Source organism: Paenibacillus sp. sgz302164 (assembly GCF_056120505.1).
In genome coordinates, this window is record NZ_JBVYOL010000015.1 from 14,534 (window position 1) to 37,515 (window position 22,982).

The window sequence follows — 22,982 nt, forward strand, 5'->3', positions numbered from 1 at the left end:
GGGATGTTCGATGGAATACAATGTGTCACCTTTACTTAACTCAGAACATACAGGACTACAAAGTAAACCGATATTTGATGATCCCTATGCTTATGTATCAAATTTAGAGCCTTTAACACGTCATGATTTCTTTTACATCAATGGTAAAATCGATCAGGGATGGATTACTGATCGCGATATAGAAATTGTAAGATTTATTTTCGTGCATCGTTGGGTTATATTAACTCAAATCGGAAAGCTGTTTTTCCCTGAAGCCAAATGTGAAGATACCGTAAGAAACCGGATGCGTAAATTAGTGAAGCACGGTTTGTTAAGAAGGATACAATGGAAGTCATATTCCAATCCATCAGAAAACAGACAGAATAGACCAACATGTTATGAACTTGGCGCCAGCGGAGCAGACATCTTGAAGTATCGCTTTGGGGCAATGCTTGGGAATCGTGATCCTCGCCATCCTAAAGAAGCAACCATGTTGTTTAGGATGAAATATATTGCCACAAACGAATTGTATATTCATTTACGTGATACCTTTGAATTAATTCACTTCGAATTTCATCCAATATTAAAAATAAATGAGACACAACAAATACCTACTGCGAAATATTTATTGAAAAATCCAAGGGGTAAAGAAGTAACATTTTATCTGCTTTGTCATCGGGAAGATGAAAAATGGGTGAAGACGATCCGGCATCAGGCGCAATTCTATAGACAATACTTATCAATTGCTGAAAAGGGTGCAGTACTGGTTCTACTTTTATCTACCTCTGATAAAGCTGAACTTGCCAGCAAAATATTGGAACAGGAGGGAGTTCAAAATACGTGGTTCGTAACGGATGAGGATTTGCTCGATAACCAAATCAGCTTATTAAAAGGATTCTTTTCATTTCAGGATGGAAAAAAACAATACTATGATTTGGGATGATTTCGTGCCAAGTAAAATATATTGGGGGGATATGATAGGAAATTGCGCCCTCATTTTCTGTAACGATTAAAGAGAATAGGTGAAGTATATGAAGAGAATTTTTCTTGCAACAAAGGATAATGATGAGCGTGAATGGCTCTCAGAAGAACTTTCAGATTATGGACGAATTGTCAGAGCAATTGACTCGCTCAATTTTTTCGTTCCTCAGTGGGAGGCCTCACCTACTGAGATTCTTATTTTCCTAGAAAGCGTCGTTGAATCGGAGGATGCATTTTCGAAGCTACTAAGGAAAATAAGAAATGAACAGCCTGAGACAACGATCATGTTTATTTATTATCGTGATAATGACGATTTTATAACAAACATTTCAACTGTGGGCATACACTGCATCAATTTTCTCGAACTTGAACCGGGCCTAGTGGAACAACGTCTTGCAAGTGTTGACCATGAACCAAGTCAATTTGAACTACGCAATGTTTTATCAATACAGCCTTCAATTCCCCCTGCCAATTTGACTGGCAACGAAGTAGAAAGCTCCGCAGCAACAGATGAACAGCAGCAAGAGACTACAAATGATCAACATAAAGAGCACTCATCGATCAATAACGAGGAAGCCTTACCTGAAGATGAAACTGTCGACAAACAATCTATTAGTGACAGAGCGAAAGTGATCGGCCGGCATATTGGAGAGACAAGCTTTCGAATAATCAATTATTTGGAGACCAAGAAGGCTGAAATTAAAGACAATAAGAAGAAAATCACCCTTGAAGGAATACGTCCAGAAGTGTTTGACTTTGAAACGATTATTCACACGAATACAACCAAAAAAAGAAAGAAAGAAAGATTTGTCGGTACTGCGGTCATTGCAGTGACGGGGGTTGAGAGAGGAGTCGGTTGTACGCACACTTCCATACTTATTGCTAATCACTTAGCGGGGCAAGATTATACCGTCGCTCTAGTGGAAGCAAATGAATCCAATGACTTTGTAGAAATCGAGCGAGCCTACGAAGGAGTTAAGGATATAAAGCAGCTTCATAATAGCACATTCACTATAAATGGGGTTAGGTATTTTAAGCAGATAAAAGAACTGAACATGGTCCCCCTCCTTACAAGTAATTTTTCGTTTATTATTCTTGACCTTGGTTCTTATCAAAATTCCCATTGTTACAGTGAGTTTCTAAGAGCAAGCATACCGATCGTGGTTGGATCGGCTAGTGAATGGAAACACAAGGATATACTTCGCTTTTTTCAAAGACAAATCCATGAAGATCAGTCAAACTGGAAACTTTGTATTCCCATGGCCAAGAAAATTAATCTCTCAGACATAAAAAAAGGTCTACAAAATAGAAAAATAAATGGGATTCCCTTCCATTCGGACCCATTTGAAAAAAATAAGGATGTCGATGAAGCTCTTGAGGACATTCTGAAACTACGGCAGCATCAAAGATTGAATGTTCTAAAAAAGAGAATGCTTGCAATATTTCGTGATTAGACAAAATAATAAAATTTTATGCAATATAGGATTGAATTAATCTTTATAAGTGGCAAAATGAATAAATAGGAGGTGAGATTGGAAGTGATTTATACAATGAAAATTCAATTACTTACTGATGAAACGCAGCATATACGTTTGATGACTACTATGGAACGATTTAACGAGATATGCAATTACATAAGTGAAATTGGATTCACTACAAAAACCTCCCGAAACAAAATAAAATTATCCAAGCAATGCTATCACAATGTTCGGGAGGAATATGGGGCCCCGTCACAATTTGTAATCCGCGCTGTAGGAAAGGTCGTTGAATATTACAAGAATGGCGCAAAAGGGCGGGTGAAATTTAAAAGAAATGCTTCTGTTGTGTATGATTCCCGCTTGCTTGCAATTAAATGGCTTGAGAGTGTATCGATCAAAACATTTGAGGGGCGAATTCAAGTTCCTTTTCTTGTCAATGGATACCGTGAAGGGATCTATGCTCGGAGGGTAAAAGGGCAGGCTGATATGATATTACAGGAAAATATATTTTATCTTCTACTACCTATAGACCTGCCTGATGTTGCAGAAATAACCCCGATTGAAATAACCGGAATTCAAATGTAAGAACCCAAGAAGAGAGGAATTGGTCAAAATGAAAAACAAAATCATAATAGGAGCTCTTGCGGCAGTAACGATTCTTACACTTACAACTACGGGTAATTCCTTTGAGGTTGTAAGGGCTGCATCTACTAAAGTATCGTTCTCGGATATCAGAAATCACTGGGCCGAATCTGCTATTAATGATTCCATTCAAAAAGGCTATGTGGATGGATACCCTGATGGAACATTTAAGCCAGATGAAAAAGTAACACGCGCTGAATTTATTAAGATGGTTGACACTGCGCTTCACGTTTCGGTTTCTGGATCGGGTGATGATTGGTACTTGCCATACATTAACGCGGCGGTAAACGCCGGTATTCACCAATGGAGTGATTTTACTAACGGGAATTGGAATACAGCCATGACACGCAAAGAAATGGCACGTATAGCTGTTCGTGCGGCTAACGGTGATAAAAACACCGATGATAAAAAATGGATGTACCTGGCGACAAAATCTGGCCTTATTACAGGTATGGACGATACTGGAACACTTGGCGAGGATCAAAAGACCACACGCGCACAATCGGTAACGATCATCGAGCGCATCCTTTCGATCAAAGATAACCAAGTTCTCCCATTCGACAAGCATGCCGTATCGAGGGCCGAGGTTGCTTGGCATAAAACGAATGTCATTACCATGCTCCCACGTTACTTTGCAAAAACGGATAAGAATGAAAAATTTCATGACGAGCTGCTAACGACAACAACAGCCGATGGGAATATGTCTTGCAGCGTAAATAAATACGTTGTTGTCGATGTGAACGATTCTAATGATCCTTACCGTAGTCTTGTTCCTGATGATGTAACAAAGTTTAGTTGGGTGGACTTCAAAACAGGTAATAAGGTTCCTTTGAAGGGAGATAACTATATCGTTGTTTCCGAACAAACGATGAAGATTAAAAGCTTTCCTAATAACGTAACTAGCGTTACAGGCTGCAGCGCGGGCATTCCTGATCGAGCTTATGATGCGAGTGGGGAATTAGATGCAAAAGGGGTTTTAAGCAAAATTGCTGGCATCAATATCGCTTATAAACAACCTGGTCGGGAGAACTGGGAAATTGTATACAGAAGCGACTATCGAGCAGCTGCCGGTGAAGCGGTCAACGAAACACGTTATTCCTATGAAGCTGTACCTAAGGCTGATCTTATAGCGAAAGCTCCCGGCCAAGTAACAAGAATTGTTTTTAATGGCATCAATACCAATTCGCCAGCTCTGATTTATACTGGCTTAATGTCTAACCAATCCAATCAGTAGTAGGTGATTTTGTTGAATCGTTTTTTCTTACGTTTCACCACTTTTCTAGCTGCTGCCGCTATAGCAATACCGGCTTTACCACATGTCGCTAATGCGGCTCCAACAAAACTCGGAGACATTGATTATGGCAGTAGCGTCGTGCAAGCATATACGCCATCGGGAAGTCCCGCTGGCGAGCTAGTGTCCAACGATCATTTCGACTATTCCGATGTGACGATTACCCCATCGCCTGGAAAAACAGTTCAAAGCGCTTGGCTGCAAGATAAAAGTGGAAATGTCTATGCTAATCTCACTAATACAGGCAATAATAAATGGCACATACCGACGATAACGGGAGTGGAAAAGAAATTTACTGCTTCTGCGGTTCCTTGGAGTGGTTATTTTGCATGGTTCCGCGACCCGGGTTGGCCTGATCCGCAACATCCAGGAAAAACGTTAGGGTATGTTTGGATGTATGATGACAACGGGTCGCGTACCTATTATTCAACTTATCCGTCAGTTACGGATTACCCGGTATCCGGCATGTTTACGACAGACAGCCCTTATCATTACAGACCAAGCGATCCAGGGGTTGGTTCGGCAGATGGAAATAGTGCGGTTGCGACCATCCATCACAATGCAACCGTATCGGTTCCTAATTTAAGGATGGATGATGATAATTCAGTCACGATCACACCCGATAAGGCTGTTAATGTCCGTGTAGATAAATCTGATATTCAATATGAACCGAGCAATATTACGGATCCAGGTGGGCAGAATTATCCTATTCCACAATCTAGCATTTCGGATGTTGGTTCTGATTCAATTGATCTCTCATCCGGTACTTTCAATTTTCATGTAACAGCTTCATTTGATAACGGGGCTTATCAAGTCGATTCAGATGGCATTAATGGCTTGGTTATTAAGTGGTATGACGGTTGGAATATTACATTTCATGGATCTCTTTGGTACGTTCCGGATCTTTCAATCTATTACGACGAAGATGGGACACTACCGCCAGTGGATTGCACGAAAAATCCGTCTCATCCAAGTTGCGGCGGTGGTGGTGGTGGCAGCTGTCTTTATACGATTGGCCCACCAACCCAAGGAACAACAATGCCGAAAAGTGATCTTGACCCTAACGCAAATGGTGTTATAAAAGCAGACCCTAGAGATTCGGAATATTTTAATGTTCTGCTGGGAGTTCCTACTTCGGAGTATTTGTATGCGAACGCCTTTGCAGATAATTACTTGTTTAAACAGAATTGGGCGCAACAATCTGGAAAAACGACTTATTCTTGTTCGGTAACGATTACCTATGTTAGACAGTGGACCGTGCCAGGGCCGCCAATTTGTGCGCCACCACCTGGGGGGTGTTCACCAGGACCGGACCTTCCAGCAGGGGATACAAAGACAAAAACATACACCTTTGATATTTATAGAAATTACTCCTATTGGCAAATCAACAATCTTGAAGTCTATAAGATCAATAGGGCTGTAATGAACAACTATGCCTTACCCGGTGGTAGCGTGACGATGAATCCTAATGGTTACACTCCACCAACGTTATCGTCAGTTCACTCAACAGTTGTCAGTGATCATGTTCATCCTGCGTCATCGCCAACGATTTCGTATACACCACCTGTTCTTGTAGGAGGATTGAATTCCCCACCGGACGTTCCCGACGATACTTCTACGCTAAAGGGAATGGCAGAGTCAGGAACACAGGAAAGTAAAGTGAACAATGATACCGTCAAATTCAATAGCGCTACAACGATGGATGGAGCGCAGTACACGAAAGATGGCCCGACTCCTTCCGACATTCCAATACCAACGACAATCGGGCGTGATGTGCTTTATAAAAATCAAAACTTGATTAGTAACTCTTTGGTGAACAAGGCGAATATGCCAAGTTCCGGAACGATTTATTACGATCTACTACCGCAAAACGTTAATGGTGGGGCAAACACTTCCTATCCCATTAACGGAATCAATACCGTCACGGTTCATACGCCGGTGGTTATGTACCCTTCTGTTTCCGATGACCAGGCTCATAACCAAAAAGTAGAACCGACCGCTGGGAGAGCAGCGCTTATCTTGGATCGTCCTTTTGTTGTTACGCTGCCAACAACCGGCCAGCATGACGCATATCCGGGTTTCGGGGGTTACGGGGTGACGAACGGTTACGGCGAGTACGCCAAGTATACAGCAAGAAAGCAAGTGCAATTTGAGTTTGACGTATGGAACGCCGATAAATCGCAGTACATTCAAAAGGGAACATGGATCGACATTCCGGTTGGACAGCTCAATACAACTTTCATCATGCCGACTTGGATTGACGAGGGATTCTACACAGTATACTTCCGATCCATCGCCATTAACGCACCAGCTGGCTTTACGTGGGAAACCGGGGCTAACTTTAATTGGCCGAATCACGTTGCCACAAATACCATCCCGGTTGAAGTCATTGGAAGGCTTTATGACTTCCGAATTACGGACATTGGGGATTATGATTGGCAGACTGTTTTCCGGACAGGGCCAAATACCAATGCACACACGCAAAACGTGTATTGGGTAGGGGATAAGGACATCGACGCAAATTGGGTAGGGAACCGGGATATGAACGGCAATCAGGTAGATAACAGTTTCCCGTTACGGCTTCCGATCCGGCCAGGAAGTCATCCGGTCGATGGCTACAAGAACATCACGATCAAGAAGGGCTATCACTTCAAATTCGACCTGAAAACCAAGGGCAATATGTTCGGACAGCAAGATGGCGTCCGGATTACCCCGACATTCTATTTCGTGAATAAAGACGGCACCGGGCGAATCCCCGTTGATCTTTACTATCACGATTACACTAACGGCAAATATTTCGTAAAAATCGGTTCGTCTGATGATGTCATGAGCCGGTACGTCATTTTAAACAATGAAATGAGAAACGTACCGAGCGTGGAACTGCAGGATACCACAAATTACGTGAAGGCCAATTACGGAGTGACAGACTTCTTGAAAAGAGCCTCGCAGAAAACCACTGTCGGAAGATATTCATGGGAGATACTGCCTTGGCAAGTCAGAACTTTGATCGGGCCGAAAAGTATTCCGAGCTCGGTTGATCCGCAAAGAGCGTTAGCTTCTATCCAACACTGGTATGGCGAGTATAGCCTTCCAGCAGATACGTATGTGGTCGCAGCCGGAACCGATCTTCCGGAATATGCCCGAACGAATGGTGGCATTGATGATCATTCGCCAATCTTTCTCAAAGACGGATATATAATCGTGAATTTTAACATCGAGAGCATCAAAAACGGAGACACCTATCATCCGTTCTTGCGTTACTACCGCTTGGGATCGGATTCGGTTCCTCTCGATAATCAGTGGCAAATGGAAGGCTATTATAATAGCCCCGAATCGGTAACGGACAAATACGGAATCACTTACCCGATAATGGACGGTGATGTGGTTTTCTATCATGCAGATTTATCAAGTTATGATGATTTTGATTCGAGCGTCACGCATTGAATATTTCTTGTGCAAAAGCAATAGAAATGAACTATAATTATGAAATAATATATTATTTAATTAATTAGATAACTAGTTAATTGTTTGGAAGAGGGGTTCACTCCCTTTTCTCAAAGAATCAATACGGAAAGGGAGGCCTCACTTTTGAGAAAAATAGTAACAGCAGTTCTATTGATTTTCGCGATCACGCTTCATTTAGTGTCCGTTGTGTCATATGCGGCGCCCGTCACGAATTTAGCTTCGGTTTCGTTTGATGGCATTGTGCTTAATCAATCGTTTGATCCGGGTACAACGAATTATTTTGCTACAGTAAATAGCGAGGTACAACAAACCATTGCTAGACCGGTATCACAGGACTCAAAGGCAACAATAAAAGTGAATGGAAATACGGTAGTGAGCGGCGGAGCGTCCGCTCCAATTGCATTATCCAACCCAACTGCGAGCTCCGATAGCACATCTACCATTACGATAAATGTCACGTCGCAAGAGGGCAGTTCTCAAACGTACACTGTCGTTATAACAAGACAGCATGCACCGAGCGTTCAAAATGTCCAGGCGACAGTAGTATCTGCATCCTCTGTGAAACTGACTTGGACAATCCCCAGTGAACGGTCCGACATATCCGGCATCCAAATACAGAGGAATGGAGCCACGATTGATAGTGTATCAGCATCGACCAATCAATATACCGTTAATGGGCTCGCAAATGGTCAATCATACATATTTCAATTGGTCGCCTATAATCGGCTCGGGCAAGCTGGCGTACCGATAAGCGTCTCTTATAATGCGGCGGAACAAAGCACTGATAAGATTCTTTCTCTGACAGCCAGTGATTCGCAACTTAATTCGTACCTGACATCAGCATTTACACCATTCACAAACAATTACTCATATTCCTACAATTCTTATGTAACAAACCAGATTACCATTACGCCGGTTTTGGCCGATACTACCGCACATGTAACAATCAATGGACAGAGCGTAAATAACGGAAGTACATCAAGCCCAATCTCCCTTACGCTTGGGGCAAATACTTCAATAGATATTCAAGTGATTTTAGCGAATGGATCGCAAGGCAGTCATTATACACTGTCGGTGTATATGCCGGCCTCATCCATCAATCCATTGACCGGTTTAACGATTACAGGAGCTACTTTAGATAAAGCCTTTGATCCGGCGACAAAAAGTTATTCAGCTACCGTTGCAAATGGAATAAGCAGCGTAACGATATCACCCGTTGCACTTGCCAACTCCACGATAAAAGTCAATGGAACAACCGTATCCTACGGCAGCAGCATACCGGTCCAGCTATATGTTGGTCTAAACACCATAACAATCAATGCTACTGGACAAGATGGCAGTACAAAAACATATACACTCGAAGTTACAAGACAAACTATTTCTAATGGGGCGGATCTGATTGCTCTTTCATTGGGAGATATTAAGCTAAATGAGTCTTTTTCATCAGCACGTTACAGTTATACGGCAACTGCTCCTTATGACCGATATTCTGTAGTTGTTTTGCCGACCGTTAACTCGTCCTCCTCCGTGAAAGTGAATGGCAGCGTCGTTACCAGTGGAAATTCCTTTAACGTGAATCTCACAACTGGCAACAACATTATCCGGATCGATGTCGCAGGAGCGAATGGTACAACCAGCACGTACAACGTTGTCCTTACCAGAAGTCAAACGACTGATAAGCCTTTACTATTTCAGCTTTCGGTGGAAAGTGTGATGAATACGCAAACGGGTTCGACGATTAATACTTCCAACCAACAGATTCCTTTTAATGAAACATTCGATCCAGCCCGTAACGTCTATACGGTCAGCGTTCCTTATTATACATCAAGCATCTTAATCCGTGCTACGCCATATTCGAGCTCCTATCTAGTTATGAACGGAGCGGTATTGTCCAAAGGCTATACTGAACCGATCCCTTTAAATGTAGGGCAAAATACGTTTACGATCTATGCTTACACTAATAACTCGAGCAACACAAGCACCATATATACGATTTATCTGACACGGGCCGATGTTAACGGAACCATGCAAGGAAATGCAGTTACTAACGGACAAACAGGGCAAAAGAAGGGCACTGTGTCCGTAAGCGGAGATCAAGTTATTCTTTCCGCAAGCCTGGATCCGCAGATGGCAGAATACGCTCCGATTCTCGACGATATCACAAATGCATTCGCCCAGAATATCAACGGCAAAGGGGTCACCTTTAAAATAGGAGAGATCGGTGGAAACCGGGGAATGACGAACACACTTTCCTTAGATAAGGATGCTCTAGGCTATTTGAGGCAAAAGGGGCTCCCGCTTCGTATTCTCACTGACAGCGTTAGCGTAACCGCCGGTGCATTAGATTTGCCGGTCAACAACTTGAGGATAACGATAGAAAAAAATTATGAAACAAATCAGCAATACCCGAAATATGCGCAGATTATCGTGCCAAATGTGAAAATCATCGTCGAAGGTGAAAACAAGCAATTGCCGTTGAATGTGGAACTCCAGACTAAACTCGCTTTTAACCAATCCGATCTCGGAATCGTATTTCTGAACGGCAACAAAATAAAAAGTACAACGAATCAAGTTAATAAAGGTGCAAAGCAAGTGAAAATCAATGGTAGCGGCGATTTACTTGTCGCGTTAATGGATAGGCGATTTACCGACATGGCAGGTCACTGGGCAAGTAAAGAAGTAACCTACATGGCGGATAAAATGATTATCGACGGATACGACGACAATACATTCAAACCGGATGACGCGATAACAAGGGCCGAATTCGTCAGTTTAATTGTAAGTTCGACCAATTCAAATGGAATTACTCTGGCGAAATCTCCTTACGTAGACGTTACGGAAAGTGACTGGTATTTTAAAGCTATTTCGGTTGCAACAAGCTTGCAGCTTATCGAAGGTTCAGAAACACACGAATATAGACCCAATGACATTATAACACGCGAAGAAATTGCTATAATCTTTTCCCGTCTCATGAAATACTTGGGTACGAATCTATCGACATCCTCTGACACAAATGCATTATCCCTGAAAAAATATGTTGATGCGGGTAGCATAAGTAGCTGGGCCGCCCCTGCTTTTGCCGCAAATATTCAAGCCGAGATCATTTTCGGAACATCTGATACAACGCTATCGCCGAAGGCAAGTGGTTCGAGGGCACAAACAGCCGTTATGCTCTACAGACTGCTATCCAAAGCAAATGCATTTTGAGTGATGGATATACTGCGGATGGAGGAAAATACAAAACATGAAACTTAGGTTAAGAACGAAACAACTTTTATACGCCGGCGGAGTAGGGGCGCTTGCCATGATGCTTCTGGCATCCGGTGGAGCATACTGGGGTTATGATGCCCTTCTGAAAGGACAATCTGCCAAGAACGCAGAATATGAACAAAAATTACGTGATGCTCAGATGCTTTTGGAACAACAAAAAGCGAGCAAATTGACCGTATGGCTCTTAAAAGCTGATGTGAAAGCCGGCGATGAAATCATCGCTGACAATCTTTATCCAAAGGAAGTCGGTAAAGATACCGTCCCGGAGAACGCTGTAAGTAAAGACTATATAGTCGGAAAAAAGACGAAGCTTGCACTTAAAAAAGACACTCAGTTGATCGAGCCGATGCTTTACCAGGATGGTGTTACACCGAATGACTTGCGTGAACGGGAAGCAAAGTACATTCAGCTTCCAACCAACCTAAAGAAAGATGATTTTATCGATATTCGCATCACGTTCCCGACTGGAGTAAACTTCATAGCGCTCTCCAAAAAGAAAATTAAAGACTTGGCTGGCGGAACGGTGTGGTTCAACGAGGATGAGCAGGAAATTCTCTATGAATCAAGCGCAATTGTAGATGCTTATTTGAACGATGCCGTTATCACGGCCTATAAGTATACGGACCCGTATATGCAGGAAAAAGCCAAGGTCACTTATGCACCAAACGAAAAAATTATCGACCTTATCAAGTCCGATCCGAACATCGTTCAAAAGGCTAGCGCGGAATTGGAACGCCGCGCTCGACAAAAGCTTGAAGAAGATTTAAAAAATATGGACGAATACTCCAAGCAGAAGTTTAGACAAGGGATGCTGCAGGCAACCTCTGCTGCATCGGCAGCTCAATCTCAATCCAATGCTGCAACTAATGGACAGCCTTCTTCGACTCAATCACAGAAACCGGTCGTTCCTGGTGCTTATCCTTCGAGTACGACAAGTCAAGCAGGACAAGCCCAAACTCAAACCAGTCAACCGCAGGCGTCTTCATCTACTCAGTCAATGCACCAACCAGTTGTGAGTGGGGCAACACCAACACCACCCGCACAAATGAATAACGAATCATCAGAAGCAAAGCCGGAGGATACTCAAAAGTCTGTTTTTGGTCAGGATCCCAATTCCGGTGTATCACTGAATTAGCAGTGTAAGGGGGCAGTACTTTGAAACAATCATTATTTATCGGCGCTTGCGAAAAAATCGACTTATTGTTTTATATTAGCAAGGTATTGACGGCCGCAAACCTGAAAGTCCTGTTGGTCGATGCAACGCTGTCCTCAAAATATAAGTATTCCATTTCGGTCATCGACGAAAGTGAGAGAATATATGAATTCGATGGATTCGATGTAGCTTTTGGGTTCAGGGACTTTCAAGAATTAAAACAAACGTTATCCGACCAGCAAGAAAATATCGAAGACTATGATGTTCTTCTCATTGATACCGACGATCCGTCAAGCGTGAAGGCATGGGGGCCTTTAGAAAATCGAGCGCTAGTCACAAGCTTTGAAAGGTATTCAGTTGAACATAATGCAAAGTTGATCGAAAGCTATTTTCAAGAAAAACCCGACGAAAGTCAACCATTTATTCGGATATACTACCCATTCACGGAATGCAGAATTGACGAGGAATATATAGATTCAACTCTTGAAAGGTATCCGATTATTTGGCATGATCCCGCTTTTGATTTTTTGGTCGATGAGGTCGATTACAGCGTCCGGGTTGAGAATCAATATGAAAATCGGGTTGTTTTGAAAGGATTGTCAAGGCAATACAAAAGCCGGCTTACTGAAATTCTCGAAATAATAAGCGGCTTCGATCGCAAAACTATAAAGCTCGCGCTGAAAACAGCAGAAAGGGGAAGATAACCATGTCACAAGTTTCGTTTTGGAGCATTACACACGGGCAGCCTGGTAATACAGCGAATACCGCAGCTATCGGAGCTATAACCGGTCTTGAATACGATATACGAACGCTGATTACACAAACCCATTTTGAGCGTTCGACCTTGGAGTTGGCATTTACGAAGTCGAACGAATTGCAGTTAGGAAGGATTCAGGAAATCGGCGAAACGGGCCTTGATGCTTTGGCAAAAGCCGCTAGATCAAAGAAACTCCATAAAGACAGTATTAGGAACAAAGCAGTGAAGCTTGAAAAGAATCGGCTCGATCTATTGGTCGGAACTATGAAGCCCTATGAAGGACTGCACGAAAATTTGAGTGAGAACATGGAGCTGATCTTTGAATACGCGCGTGAATATTACGGCGCTGTATTTTTGGATTTGCACAGCGGTTCCAGGAACCCCCTTACGAACTCTCTGCTTAATAGTTCTGATCTTATCGTCGTCAGTCTTTCGCAGAACCGAGCACTGCTGGATCGCTTTTTCTCTAAAGAGGATTGGCCGGATGCGCTCCATGAGAAGTCTAAGATGCTCTTGCTGGGACAATATGACCCGGATTCGAAATACACGGTAGCAAACATTCAACGTCTGTACCGAAATGTTTATGACTTCGAAAAGCCGATTTATACCATTCCTTACTGCAGCGACTTTAAGGATTCGATCAATGACCGCAATCTTATGGATTGGTTCCGAAAGAACCGTAATCTCAATAAAAAGCATCAAAATGCGGTGTTCTTTCAAGAAGTCAGAAGGGTGGCTAAGGCGATTCTGGATGAAATCGGTGTAAATACATCCCTGAAATTCATCGATCGGGGGGCTTCCTAATGCTTTGGAACTTCCTTGCAATTGTCATCATCATCCTGGGGCTGATCGGTTATTTGCTGTATCGGCTACGGGATACGCAGGGCAATCAAACGGAAAAAAAACAAATCCATGACGAAACGCTCTATAAACTCGAAGCTTTGACCGTTTTTGTCAAGAAACGATTGAATGAAATGACCGGTAGCGACCTGTATGATCTGGCCTTGGACGAAGATGAATATGAGAGACAAGTCGCAAATCGCAACGATTTGAAACAAGCGTTTAAGGCATCGGGGAATGGCGACATTTACGAAAAAACGTTCGTAAAGGACACCATGCTGGATATCCTTGTTCGTGATTATGGATTGAATGAATCAACGATCAACTTTGCCATCCCCTTTGATGACCCGGAGCAACTAACAGTGCAAGATAAGTTCGATATCTTGCTATACATCTTCAAGAAACTGCACCGTTACAAGGCGCTCGGCTTCATGATCGATCAATACAACTTAGATGCGATGAAGCAAATCATTGAAGATGGCAAAACAAAATCCTACATCGTCATTGACAAAGAAATTGAGGAGATTTACAAGAAAGAAATTCATGGGCCGGTGACATTTGAGGACAAACTGCAGATTGTAATTCAACGCATTTATGCTTACTCCTTTGGCCACGGTGTTGTCGATGAGATTCGGGACATGGAAATTGATGGCGTGTCCGGTGGGGTGTCCGGGATTCCTTCCACAATGGAAACCGTTGAGGATCATATCGATTTTATCAACCGAATGCACAAAGTTAAGACCAAGAAGCATAATTCCGTGTGGATCATGTACAAGGGTAAAACGATTCATCTTTCCTTCTTATCCTTTGGTTCGACGCTCGAACTGAAGCGAATCGTTCTGAACATTTACAAGTACAACAACCCTGGTCAGCTTACCGAAACGAACGGTTTCATCGTCAACGAAATGGCCGATGGCTCACGGATCGTCGTTATGAGGCCGCCGTTCTCACAATCCTGGGTATTCTTTAACCGCAAATTTGATCCGGATATATCGACGGTTGAAGACTGGTTCAATCCCCCAGGACGCGAGCAAAAGTTTCAAAATACCGAACTTCCGGTTCGCTTTATTCCTCATTTGATGAAAGGCGGTCAAGTCACAGCCGTTACCGGCGACCAAGGGGCCGGGAAAACTAAACTGATGATGGCCATGATCGCTTATATCTACGGATGGATAACAATCCGAACTGGCGAAATGTCTTTTGAGCTGCATCTTAACACCTTGTATCCGGAAAGAAACATCGCAGCGATACGGCAAACCGCTGACATTAGCGGCCAAAAGGGAATGGACATTTTGAAAAAATCAGACGGCATGGTGAGTGTCATCGGAGAAATTGCTACCGACGAACAAGCATCATGGTGGGTTCAAAACTCCCAAGTCGCCTTTATGTTTACACTCGTATCACAGCACGCCAAAACGTTTCGAGAACTCATTCGTTCGATAGCAAACTCTTTACGGAAATTCGGAATGTTTAGCGATGACTTTGCTGCGCAAAGACAGGTCGTGAGTGTACTTGGTTTCGACATTCATCTTGAGAAAGATCATGAAGGAAATCGGTATGTAGAGCGCATTAGCCAGTGTGTTCCGATCGATCACTTGGAACCAATTCCAACGAAAAGCTTTAAGGAGGCATTTGTCACTTTTGCTGAACGGATGACGAATCCGAAGATTTATGAGGAACGGATCATCATTGCAATGGAGAACGGCATATATGTTGCCAAAGAACGGATAACTGATGAAATGAAAAATGCCATGCTCAAACGAATGCTGTCGGAGGATCGGGAGTCCTTCGAGGCTTTCCTGGATGAACATTGGCCAATTGCCGGGAAGGATGTTGCGTGATGATCAATAAATGGGCTGTAACCGGAATAATTTTCGGCATTTCCGTGTTACTCCTTGCCGGTTTTATTGTCGTCACCCTGATGAAAGAGGGGGGCGATAATAAAGCCTCCCAGCTTTTCCATAAATACTTCGGCAAGCGAATCAACAAGCATAGGCTCAACCTCTTTTTCCAGAAGTCATACGTTCAATTCATGCGGCTTCCGATATTAAAGGGCTATGTGACCAAAATTCGAAAACGACTAGAGTCTCTGCACTCTTACGACGAGTACACGATGCGACGTGAAGTCATGCGCATCGCATTCACGACGCTAAGTATCATGACGATTACCGTACTGGCGCTAATCCTGATAAGCCGAGACCTCATCTCTACGTTTTGGGTTCTCTTGGGGGCTGTTGTGGTGAACGGCATCATGATCGATACCTTCGTGAACAAAGTCGAGGATCGGATTCTCAAAAAATCCGTCGTCATGTTCGAGGATCACAGGCATCATTTCCAGAGGCTTAAAAACGTCGGAGAAGCGTTGTACGATGCAGTTCAGACGGCACCTCACGAAGCATCGGTACATGGTCAGCGCATCTACGAGATTTTAACTGCTGAAGATCAAAAAAAGCAATTAGATACCTATTATGAGGTTGCACCAAACCGGTACTATAAGCTTTTCGCCGGCATCGCCTACTTAGTTGCCGAGTTTGGTGATCGTGTTGTCAAAAGCGGTTCGATGTATGCCCATGCTATTTCCCAACTTGTTAAGGAAATCAATGAGGACATCCTGCGCCGTGATAAACTCAATTATCTTCTGAAAGGGCTAACTACCATTGCAATCGTTCCAATCCTATTCACGAATCCTCTTGAAAGCTGGGCGCGAAATTATTTTCCTATCATGAGCGATTTTTATGACAGCAAGATGGGGCTGATTGCCAAAATATCGTTTTTTGCGGTCGTCCTCATATGTTATCTCATCTTGAAAAAAATGCTTGAAAACGACCAAATGCGTTATGTAGCGAAAGCGCGGCGATGGAATTGGGAACAAAAACTGTACAAACTTGCGCCGATCCGATGGCTCGTTGACCGGATGGCCCCTAAGAAGAATAAAAGGAAGCACAAGAAACTAACGCATCTGCTAAAGGATGCCAATTCTCCGTTAACTATCGAATGGTTGTTCGTCCAACGGGCATTGGCGTCCCTGATATGCTTCGTTGCAACGGTAGGTCTATTCTTCTTCATGCATACCATGACCGTCAATGACGTTCTAAATAACCCCATGAGAGGGATGGGAATGTACGGTAAGCTGACTCCTGATGATGTTGCCAAAGCCCAGCAGCAGACCGATTTTGACCGTAAGATCATCCAAGATTTACAAGCCAGCAAAAATGTAAGTAAAGGAACTGTTGTCCAAAGGGTAAGTGAGGTCCTGAATACGGATGGTAACGACGCTAGCATCATTATGACTGCTCAACGGATTTTCAACAAGTACAACGTCGTAACGACAGAGTACTTTCAGTGGTGGGAATTGATTCTTGGCATTCTGGTTAGCATCGTCGCATTCAACGGGCCGATCTGGCTGCTTATGTTTCAAAGGCGCATGCGTCAAATGGAAATGCAAGTTGAAGTTGATCAATTCCACACGATCATTTCTATATTGGCCAATTTCGAGAGGATCGACGTTGAAACAATTCTCGAATGGATGGAGAGATTTGCCCTTATCTTCAAAACACCGCTCAATGACTGCCTGAATGAGTTTAAAAGTGGCCAGCTCGAGGCACTCGAAAAATTGAAGAGAGAAGCCACCTTTGATCCGTTCGTAAGAATTGTCGAAAAGTTGATCCTGTCTCTTGAGAAAAATCCAGTGAAGGTTGCATTCGATGATCTCGAAAACGCGAGAGAGTACCATGCTGAGCGAAGAAAAGAATACTTCACTCGTCTGATTAACCAAAAATCGACTTGGGGCACTATGATCGGTTTTTTTCCAATGGGGTATATCGTAGTTATGTACCTGGTTCTTCCAATGCTTTACTTGTCTGTCGTTCAAATGGGCCAGCAAATGAAGCAAATCATTCATATTCACTAGATAAAGGAGAGAATACTTTGAAAGATTCTATACCGTACTTTCAAAGGCAGCCCCCATAAAATCTGCGATGGGAGCTTCTTTTAAAAAAAATATTGATATTTCAGGGAGAGGAAAAAGTAAATGAACAACGCACAAAGAGCTTTATTGATTGCAGCAGGGTTGTTTCTTACAATCGCACTCATTACACTGGTCGTAAACTTGTTTGGATCGGCACAAGAAGCATCGAAACAGGCGCAGAATGATTTTTCGTCTATGCAAACCGAATTGGCCGCACAAGCTTTTGATGGTTACGACAACACAACGCTGACCGGATCTCAGGTCCTTAACGCAATCCGGAAGTATAGCAATAAAGCAAGCTTCGGCATTCAAGTAAACACGGGTAAAAACATCATTATAAGCGGACCTAGTACGGGTTCTTGGTACGGAAATACGGTTAGTTTGACTGGCGGCTCTGGAAGCAGCGGCTACGGTAATGTTACCCCAGGTGGAACAGGAGACTTGAAGAAAGCTACAACAGAAAGTTCGAATGATTACATTAACCCGAGCGGTCAATTCCGCGGGCAAGTCATTCGTGATAATAACAACGCTATTCGGGGCATCATTTTCACCCAGCAATAACGAATTACGAAACCAACTCCCTTCTCACAAGAAGGGAGTTGGCCAAATAAAAGAAAGGGAAACCGAGGTATGAAGAAAGTAACCGTGTGCAATCTCTTGGATATCACTTACAGAGGCTACAATTGAAAAAATGGTAATGAATTTTTTAATCCGATTGCAAGGTACGAGGCGAGAATTGTCCATGACGACAATAACCGAGTTCGAGAAATCATTTTCACGGAAAAGTAATATGGAGGTCTGTCATGAATAATGCCGCAAAATTTTTGAAATTTGCATCAATATTTGCTTTATTTCTATTTGCATTAAGTGCATCCGTCGAGCTTGTCAAAACGAATAAACTGGTTGCAGATAAAACTGATGAGGTCATTTATGGGACCGATAGGAACGTAACCCAATCACCTAAAATTATGGGGGAATACACAGTAAGCGGTGCGGAAGTCCTCCAATCCATATTTCACATAAAAAAAATAGGTGCTGATATACAGGTTGACAGCTACTATTTCCCAAAAACTTTAATCATCGACCAAACCGATGTTTCGATGATCCTCTTAAAGCGAACATACGCGGCCACCTATTCGAGAAATACAGATGGCACTCTCAATAAAGTTATTTTCAAGGTCCAGTAGAAAGGAGGATATAAATGACTAAAGCATTGTCCGTTTTGTTTGCCTCTTTCGTCGCTTGTGGCCTCTTATATTTTTGGCCTACTCAAAACAGTTACGAGAACCAGGATCAAATCGCCTATAACATCACATACTCAGCAGTCACTAGGTTTGTCGATTCCGTTAGGAACAAGGGCTATATAACACCGACCATGTATTCCGATTTTACAAATGAACTAAGGTACACCGACAACATTTATGACATTCAAATGGAGCACGAACGCAAAAGATACAATCCGATATATACTGATCCAGCCAATCCGACAACGTTTCAAGGGAAATATGATGTTTACTATGATGCGTTTTACACAAGTAAAATTATGTCCACGCTTTTTCCAAATAACAATATGCCCGTAACGGATCCGAGCCGTAAATATTACTTGCAAAAGGGTGATTATTTCACGGTTACGATCAAGAATACCAACTACACCAAGGCTACGCTCGTTCGCGATTTTCTAACGAATGGTAACACCGGGGATCCGACAAGAATTTATATCCCATATGGCGGGATGGTGCAGAATGAAGACTTTTAGCAGCATGTCAATAATGACTAATATTGCACTTATCTTTGTGATCATCGTTTTTCCAATGCTATTCAGTAACGATACACGGCTCAAAACCCAGGAACTGGCCGAAGAAACTATTTTGCGGTATAACGAGGGACTTCATGCAGCAGTCAATGATGCAGCTTTCTCAATGAATTTCAATGAAAAGCAGGACTTTGAAGCTAAGTACGATTCACTGAAATTCTTTAAAGCAAATAAAGAAGAAGCTGTAAATGCTTTTTACCACACGCTTTTTACAAACTTCGGTATTAAAGATGATTCTGTTGCTCAAGGCGTTTTGAAGGGATACATGCCGGCGCTTGCCGCTATTGACTATGATGGCTTTTGGATTTACACCGACGAAGCATTCACGAATGCAAAAGGACAAAACGAATACCGGCAGGTTTGGAAAGCAAAGAAACCATACTCGTACTTGGATGAATTTGGTAATAGTATATCCTTTACACTTGATGATTACGTGTTTGCTTATGATGCCGCAACCAAAACATGGCACGAAGGACATCGGGCGGATGTCGCCGTCCAGGTAGGTGGACGGATTTCCCTGCTTAATGATGCAACAACTTTTGAAGATGTAAGACAGAGCAGCATTGTTCAAGCGATTCAAAAAGACCTCGAATATTACATCAATTCGCATAACGAATACGCGAAGCGACTGGGTATTACGTACACGTTCATGCTACCGACAATCGATCAAGAGGAATGGATAAATTCCATAAACGACATCGGGGTTATGGCCTTCATCCAAGGTCTTCCGGTAGGCGGAAAATACTACAATACATACGCCATCGGCGGCGGCCGTCTTATCAAAAAAAAGGTCCTCTACGGAGCAGTTCGCAATGGTGTGAAAATATATTATCGCGCCTCATGCAATTATCCAGATATAGTAACAGAGAAGTTCACAAGCGAAAAGGATGCAGCGGCCAAGGGATATTTCCCGCGTGCATGTACCAATTCTTAAATGCTGTAAATAAAACGCTCCAAAAGGAGAAGTGAATCTTATGAAAAGCATCAAGTTTTTTTTTGTACTTTTGTTGGGCTTATTTTTAGAGAAGGTCGTTATCATCGCACAAGGCGTAAAGTACCAGAATATCATCAATAACAAAGGACTTCTAGTCTTTATGAATCTGACTGTTAACCCTTTCGTTTATGGTTTGATAGCTTTGGCACTTTTGATTTTTATCTTTGTGAACTTCAGAAACGAAGGTAGCACGCACATTAAAACCAAGTATAGTCACTGGCTAACTTATGCGAGTACAACTGGAGTAATGTATTATCTGATCTCGTTACTTGTTCCAATGCTTCAACCAATGATGAAATAATTATCGCTAAATTGGTGTGCCCCGCTCCAGAGAGGAAGGGCGCCACTTTTGTATTTTCTTTTTACCTTATTGAAGTAGGTGAGACGGATGAGTCTGCTCGAACAATTCATCGAACATAGAGGGGAAGCCATTTCCTCAATAATACTCTTGCCTCTGTTGATCGTAATGTGGTCTATCTCACGCAGGATGCCAGCAAGTAAAAAGTCTCGGACGAATGTGACTATATCAATTAATTTGTTGCTATTAATAGCTTTCTATGGGTTCAGAATTTTTTTAACTTGGAAATCCCACACAATCTGGATTGTTTGCGATATCTTATTCCTGGCCCTGTATTATGGAATGTATTTATTGTTTAATGAAACCTCGCTCCTGAAAAAGTTTATTTACTACGGTATGTTGATGGGAGCTCTTATTATTGGCCTCGCGTTAAAACCGGTTCTATGGATATTATTGGTGCTCTGTTTTGCTGCTTTTTCGTTCTATAGTCATTCCAATCAAATACCGATTGGAACAAAGCCTTACTGGATAATCGGGTCATTCATAGTATCAAAGATCGTCCTTCTCACTACTACGTTGACCAACGAGGCCCACCCTTTTTTGTCTTTCATGTCAGCAACTATGCCGGCAGTAACATACACCCTGTTTCCTTTAGCCTTAATTGATCACTTATTGCAGCTCATGCAGGGAACATACGTATCGTCAATTTCTGATGGCCTCACTGGTCTCTACAATAAGAAGTACTTTGACAAATGCGTAAATCAATGTGTTGCAAAACAAGTACCCGCCTTCATGATCCTCATGGATATTGACAATTTTAAGAAGCTTAATGATAGTCAGGGGCATCCAATGGGGGATGAAGTGCTAAAAAAAGTTTCCCGAATATTGCTTGAGGAAACGGAATCAGTAGGACTTGCGGGTCGTTACGGAGGCGAAGAGCTGGTCGCGCTTATTGTTGAGCCCGATGTCGATTTGGATGACCTGACCGAGAAAATTCGAAGAAGAATTAAGGAAGAAGCTTCCTTTACCTCAAATACAGGTGATGAATACGTAGTGACGGCAAGCATTGGTTTCTGCCGATATGTTGAAGGATGGACTGCAGGGCAATTTGTAAAAAATGCGGATGCTGCGATGTACCTAGCTAAAAAAACGGGCAAAAACAAAGTTCTTGAATTTAATTGTGAAGGATATTCAGAATTGGAGAGGGGGGCGATTTAGGAAAATAAAGTTCGTTAGTCGAATTGAATGTTGGGAAATTACGTTTACCGAGATTAGATTGAAAATTTCTAAGGGCTTTTTTCAGCATGAGCTTGCGCGCGGCACTCGAGATTTATCCATGCGTACATATTATTATAATTACTCCTGCGCCCCCTTGCTTGCTGCTGCTGATTCATAATTAAATATTTCTTTTTAGGAGGTTCCATCATAAATGTACATAATGGAAACTGATGAATTGGGCAATTTCATTACTGTCAGTTGTAAGTATTGTTCCAAAGACGTTCGAGTCGATTGCAAGGACGATGCAGAAGTATCGAGTTGGAATGAGGACTTGAAGGAAGATGTTGGTTGCGGTGTCTATGTTCAATGTGAAACGATTTGCTACGAATGTGAAGAAAAAGAGAGGAAAGCTGAAGAATACTTAGAAAAAAGAGATGATGCTGGGTACCAGTTTTTATTATATGACGATGATAAGGAATAAATCAATACCGGAAATTTGAACACCGCAGGGGGGCGTTAAAGCATGGGGTACCAAGAATCATTAGTCCAATTGTTTATGCCAACCGCTTAGACTGTGTCGTGCGTGCCGATCGAGAAGTCGGGCTTCCGCCCGACAACCAGGGGGGCAGGAGCACGTGATAGATGCAACTGCTCGAGTCGACCGCCGGCGGCTACGCGCCGATCGGAAGTCGGGATTCGTCGCCCGGACAATCAGGAGATTGAGATGCAGCCACTCAAGCAGCCCACTGGTGCGCAGGATCGCGAAGCTGAACTTCACCTGGACAACCAGGGAGCGTAAGATGCAACTACTAAAGTCAAAGGGATATCTGCTGGAA

18 protein-coding genes are annotated in these 22,982 nt (G+C 42.8%); all 18 read left to right on the plus strand.

Annotation, left to right across the window (positions count from 1 at the left end; all coding sequences use genetic code 11):
- Positions 1-10 precede the first annotated feature (10 nt).
- Positions 11-922: a replication-relaxation family protein gene (locus AC0LWT_RS23315; RefSeq protein WP_474683684.1), complete on the plus strand. Its 912-nt coding sequence runs from the start codon at positions 11-13 to the stop codon at positions 920-922.
- An 88-nt stretch (positions 923-1,010) separates the two neighbouring features.
- Complete coding sequence (locus AC0LWT_RS23320) at positions 1,011-2,414, plus strand: hypothetical protein (RefSeq protein WP_474683685.1); 1,404 nt, start codon at positions 1,011-1,013, stop codon at positions 2,412-2,414.
- A gap of 84 nt (positions 2,415-2,498) precedes the next feature.
- Complete coding sequence (locus tag AC0LWT_RS23325) at positions 2,499-3,023, plus strand: hypothetical protein (protein WP_474683911.1); 525 nt, start codon at positions 2,499-2,501, stop codon at positions 3,021-3,023.
- Positions 3,024-3,051: 28 nt separating this feature from the next.
- A complete protein-coding gene (locus AC0LWT_RS23330) occupies positions 3,052-4,314 on the plus strand; it encodes an S-layer homology domain-containing protein (RefSeq protein WP_474683686.1) in 1,263 nt (420 codons plus the stop codon).
- Between the two features lie 12 nt (positions 4,315-4,326).
- Complete coding sequence (locus tag AC0LWT_RS23335; protein WP_474683687.1) at positions 4,327-7,815, plus strand: DUF5704 domain-containing protein; 3,489 nt, start codon at positions 4,327-4,329, stop codon at positions 7,813-7,815.
- Between the two features lie 144 nt (positions 7,816-7,959).
- Entirely contained in the window at positions 7,960-11,043 is a 3,084-nt protein-coding gene (locus AC0LWT_RS23340; protein WP_474683688.1) for a cadherin-like beta sandwich domain-containing protein, read from the plus strand.
- Positions 11,044-11,080: 37 nt separating this feature from the next.
- Positions 11,081-12,241, plus strand: a complete 1,161-nt coding sequence (locus AC0LWT_RS23345; RefSeq protein ID WP_474683689.1) for an SAF domain-containing protein — start codon at positions 11,081-11,083, stop codon at positions 12,239-12,241.
- 20 nt (positions 12,242-12,261) lie between these two features.
- Positions 12,262-12,963 carry a hypothetical protein gene (locus AC0LWT_RS23350; RefSeq protein ID WP_474683690.1) on the plus strand — a complete coding sequence of 234 codons (702 nt, stop codon included), beginning with the start codon at positions 12,262-12,264 and terminating at the stop codon, positions 12,961-12,963.
- 2 nt (positions 12,964-12,965) lie between these two features.
- Positions 12,966-13,820, plus strand: a complete 855-nt coding sequence (locus AC0LWT_RS23355; protein ID WP_474683691.1) for a hypothetical protein — start codon at positions 12,966-12,968, stop codon at positions 13,818-13,820.
- Complete coding sequence (locus AC0LWT_RS23360; RefSeq protein WP_474683692.1) at positions 13,820-15,697, plus strand: Flp pilus assembly protein CpaF; 1,878 nt, start codon at positions 13,820-13,822, stop codon at positions 15,695-15,697. The genes AC0LWT_RS23355 and AC0LWT_RS23360 overlap by 1 nt, the downstream gene beginning before the upstream one ends.
- A complete protein-coding gene (locus tag AC0LWT_RS23365; protein WP_474683693.1) occupies positions 15,697-17,766 on the plus strand; it encodes a hypothetical protein in 2,070 nt (689 codons plus the stop codon). Before AC0LWT_RS23360 ends, AC0LWT_RS23365 begins: the two co-directional genes overlap by 1 nt.
- 120 nt (positions 17,767-17,886) lie before the next feature.
- Positions 17,887-18,384, plus strand: a complete 498-nt coding sequence (locus AC0LWT_RS23370; RefSeq protein WP_474683694.1) for an ABC transporter permease — start codon at positions 17,887-17,889, stop codon at positions 18,382-18,384.
- Positions 18,385-18,626: 242 nt separating this feature from the next.
- Positions 18,627-19,010 carry a hypothetical protein gene (locus AC0LWT_RS23375; protein ID WP_474683695.1) on the plus strand — a complete coding sequence of 128 codons (384 nt, stop codon included), beginning with the start codon at positions 18,627-18,629 and terminating at the stop codon, positions 19,008-19,010.
- 14 nt (positions 19,011-19,024) lie between these two features.
- Positions 19,025-19,579, plus strand: a complete 555-nt coding sequence (locus AC0LWT_RS23380; protein ID WP_474683696.1) for a hypothetical protein — start codon at positions 19,025-19,027, stop codon at positions 19,577-19,579.
- Positions 19,566-20,570: a hypothetical protein gene (locus AC0LWT_RS23385; protein ID WP_474683697.1), complete on the plus strand. Its 1,005-nt coding sequence runs from the start codon at positions 19,566-19,568 to the stop codon at positions 20,568-20,570. Before AC0LWT_RS23380 ends, AC0LWT_RS23385 begins: the two co-directional genes overlap by 14 nt.
- Before the next feature lie 40 nt (positions 20,571-20,610).
- Positions 20,611-20,931 (plus strand): hypothetical protein, encoded by a 321-nt coding sequence (locus AC0LWT_RS23390; RefSeq protein ID WP_474683698.1) that lies wholly within the window; start codon positions 20,611-20,613, stop codon positions 20,929-20,931.
- A gap of 87 nt (positions 20,932-21,018) precedes the next feature.
- A complete protein-coding gene (locus tag AC0LWT_RS23395) occupies positions 21,019-22,146 on the plus strand; it encodes a GGDEF domain-containing protein (RefSeq protein WP_474683699.1) in 1,128 nt (375 codons plus the stop codon).
- A gap of 211 nt (positions 22,147-22,357) precedes the next feature.
- Positions 22,358-22,627, plus strand: coding sequence for a hypothetical protein (locus tag AC0LWT_RS23400; protein WP_474683700.1), 270 nt, complete (start codon positions 22,358-22,360; stop codon positions 22,625-22,627).
- The last annotated feature ends 355 nt before the right edge of the window (positions 22,628-22,982 follow it).